At 69.4% G+C, this 3,072-nt stretch carries 1 protein-coding gene and 1 pseudogene; one reads left to right on the top strand and one right to left on the bottom strand.

The genetic code is table 11. The annotated features are described in order from the left end of the window. Nucleotides 1–340 (bottom strand): annotated as a pseudogene (locus ACE3N6_RS19020) (hypothetical protein); the annotation flags it as partial. 183 nt (nt 341–523) lie between these two features. On the opposite strand from ACE3N6_RS19020, the gene ACE3N6_RS19015 reads away from it, so the two are divergent. Beyond that, nucleotides 524–2,851 (top strand): Tex family protein, encoded by a 2,328-nt coding sequence (locus tag ACE3N6_RS19015; protein ID WP_374247394.1) that lies wholly within the window; start codon nt 524–526, stop codon nt 2,849–2,851. Nucleotides 2,852–3,072 lie beyond the last annotated feature (221 nt).

Below are 3,072 nucleotides of genomic sequence, written 5' to 3'. Positions count from 1 at the left end.
TCTTCTGCACCGCCACCGGGGCCGGGCGCGCACTGCCCCGGGCCGGCGCCGCCTTGGCCACCACCGCGGGCGCCGGACGCGCGCCACGGGCGGGCACTGTCGCCTTCGCCGCCACCGGCCTGGCAGCCGGCGCACGGGCCGCGACGGCCTTGGGCGCCGCCTTCTGGGCAGCCGGCTTCTGGGCTGCGGATTTCTGGACAACCGGCTTGGGGGCCGGCTTGGACGCGGCAGGCTTGGCTGCCTTGGCCGGGTGCGCGGGCTGCGGCGCGGCAGAGGCATCGCCGCCTGCCACCATCAGACCGAACGCCACCGCTGCCAGCGTAGCGAATAGGGGGTTCATTGGGTGTATATCTCCTGCGAGGCCGGGCACGTCGAAACCGACGGCCGGCGGGGCGTGCACGGGTGGGGGCTGCCCACAGCACGAACGATCGGCGAATTCTACCGGAAACTTGTGGGCGGACGGACTTGCGGCAGCGGCCGGGTTTCTGCACCATGCGCCCTTTTTCAACGCCAGTCACCGTCCATGCTTCTGCCGATCGAACAACGCATTGCCGCCGAGTTAGGTGTACAACCCCGCCAGGTTTCTGCGGCGGTCCAGCTACTGGACGAAGGCGCGACCGTGCCCTTCGTGGCCCGCTACCGCAAGGAAGTCACCGGCGGCCTGGACGACACCCAGCTGCGCAACCTCGAAGAGCGCCTGGGCTACCTGCGCGAACTGGAGGAGCGCCGCGCCGCTGTGATCGCCAGCATCGACGAACAGGGCAAGCTCGACCCGGCCCTGCGCGATGCCATCGAGAACGCCGAGACCAAGCAGCGCCTCGAAGACCTTTATCTGCCCTTCAAGCAGAAGCGCCGCACCAAGGCCCAGATCGCCCGCGAAGCCGGCATCGCCCCGCTGGCCGACGCCCTGCTGGCCGACCCGACCCTCACGCCGGAGCTTGAGGCCGCCAATTACATCAACGCCGAAGCCGGTTTTGCCGACACCCGCGCGGTGCTCGACGGCGCCCGCCAGATCTTGATGGAGCGCTTTGCCGAAGACGCCGAGCTGCTGGGCGCCTTGCGCGAGTATCTGGCCGATCACGGCGTGGTGGCCTCCACCGTCATCGCCGACAAGGAGAACGACCCCAACGCCGCCAAGTTCCGCGACTGGTTCGACTTCCGCGAGGCCATCTCCACCGTGCCGTCGCACCGCGCGCTGGCCCTCTTCCGCGGCCGCAACGAAGGCTTCCTGCGCCTGCAACTGGCGCTGGATTCCGACCCTACCGACGGCTCCGCCCCCGGCCCCAACCCCTGCGAAGCGCGCATCGCCGGCCGCTTCGGCATCAAGGATCAGGGCCGCCCGGCGGATTTCTGGCTGCGCGAAACCGTGCGCTGGGCCTGGAGCGTCAAGATCTCCCTGCACCTGGAGCTTGAGCTCCTGGGCAACCTGCGCGAGCAGGCCGAGGAAGAAGCCATCCGCGTGTTCGGCCGCAACCTGAAGGATCTGCTGCTGGCCGCCCCCGCCGGCCCCCGCGCCACCCTGGGCCTCGACCCGGGCCTGCGTACCGGCGTGAAGGTGGCGGTGGTGGACCAGACCGGCAAGCTCGTAGACACCGGCGTGATCTACCCCCACGAACCCCGCCGCGACTGGGACGGCAGCCTTCACGCGCTGGCCCGCCTGTGCGAGAAGCACAAGGTATCGCTCATCGCCATCGGCAACGGCACCGCCAGCCGCGAAACCGACAAGCTCGCCGCCGACCTCATCAAGCTGCGCCCCGAGCTGCACATGACCAAGATCGTGGTGTCGGAAGCCGGCGCCTCGGTGTATTCCGCGTCCGAGCTTGCCGCCAAGGAATTCCCCGATCTCGACGTGAGCCTGCGCGGCGCCGTCTCCATCGCCCGCCGCCTGCAAGACCCGCTGGCCGAGCTGGTCAAGATCGACCCCAAATCCATCGGCGTCGGCCAGTACCAGCACGATGTAAACCAGACCCGCCTCGCCCGCGCGCTGGATTCGGTGGTGGAAGACTGCGTGAACGCCGTGGGCGTGGATGTGAACATGGCGTCGGCCGCGCTGCTCACCCGCATCTCCGGCCTCAACCCCACGCTCGCCGCCAACATCGTCGCCCACCGCGACGCCAACGGCCCCTTCCCCAGCCGCGCCGCGCTGCTCGACGTGCCGCGCCTCGGGCCCAAGACCTTCGAACAGGCCGCCGGCTTCCTGCGCATCGTAAGCGGCACCAACCCGCTCGACGCCTCGGCCGTCCACCCCGAAGCCTACCCGGTGGTCGAACGCATCCTCGCCGACATTCAGAAGGGCGTGCGCGAACTGCTGGGCGATTCCCGCACCATCGGCCAGCTCAAGCCCGAGCGCTACGCCGACGAACGCTTCGGCCTGCCCACCGTGCAGGACATCCTGAAGGAACTCGACAAGCCCGGCCGCGACCCGCGCCCCGAGTTCAAGACCGCCAGCTTCAAGGAAGGCGTGGAAGAGCTGAAGGATCTCGTCGAAGGCATGATCCTCGAAGGCGTCGTCACCAACGTCACCAACTTTGGCGCCTTCGTGGACATCGGCGTGCACCAGGACGGCCTCGTGCACGTCTCCGCCCTCTCCGACCGCTTCGTGAAAGACCCCCACAGCGTGGTCAAGGCCGGCCAGGTGGTGAAGGTGAAGGTGCTGGAGGTCGACCTCCCCCGCAAGCGCATCGCGCTCACCATGCGCATGGGCGACCAGCCCGGCACCGCCAGCCGCCCCGCCGGCGAACGCCGCGACGCCCCCCGCGGCAACCAACGCGCCGCGCTTGCCAAGCAGAACCGCGAACCGGCGATGGCCGGGTCGCTTGCCAGCGCGTTTGCGAAAGCACTGAAGAAGTAAATCACCCCGCGGGCCGGCCAAAACCGGCCCGCGGCACATTCAAAGCGCCCGCAATCCCCAGCAGGCCTGCGTAGGGGCGGCTTCAGCCGCCTACCCACCCCGCCCCAGGCAACGACGCCCCCGCAAACCAAGGCCGGGCGACCGAAGTCGCCCCGACAGCGCCTCCCCCCCCCATCCATGCCCCACCGCCCCCGGGAGTGTGAGTAAATTTGTGTTCGAGG

It is taken from the genome of Zoogloea sp., assembly GCF_041904905.1.
GTDB lineage: Bacteria > Pseudomonadota > Gammaproteobacteria > Burkholderiales > Rhodocyclaceae > Zoogloea.
This window is presented reverse-complemented; position numbering and strand designations above follow the sequence as displayed.

Excerpts from the sequence above, each read along its gene's own strand:
- ACE3N6_RS19015 (WP_374247394.1), top strand. The coding sequence starts at position 524 with ATGCTTCTGCCGATCGAACAACGCATTGCCGCCGAGTTAGGTGTACAA.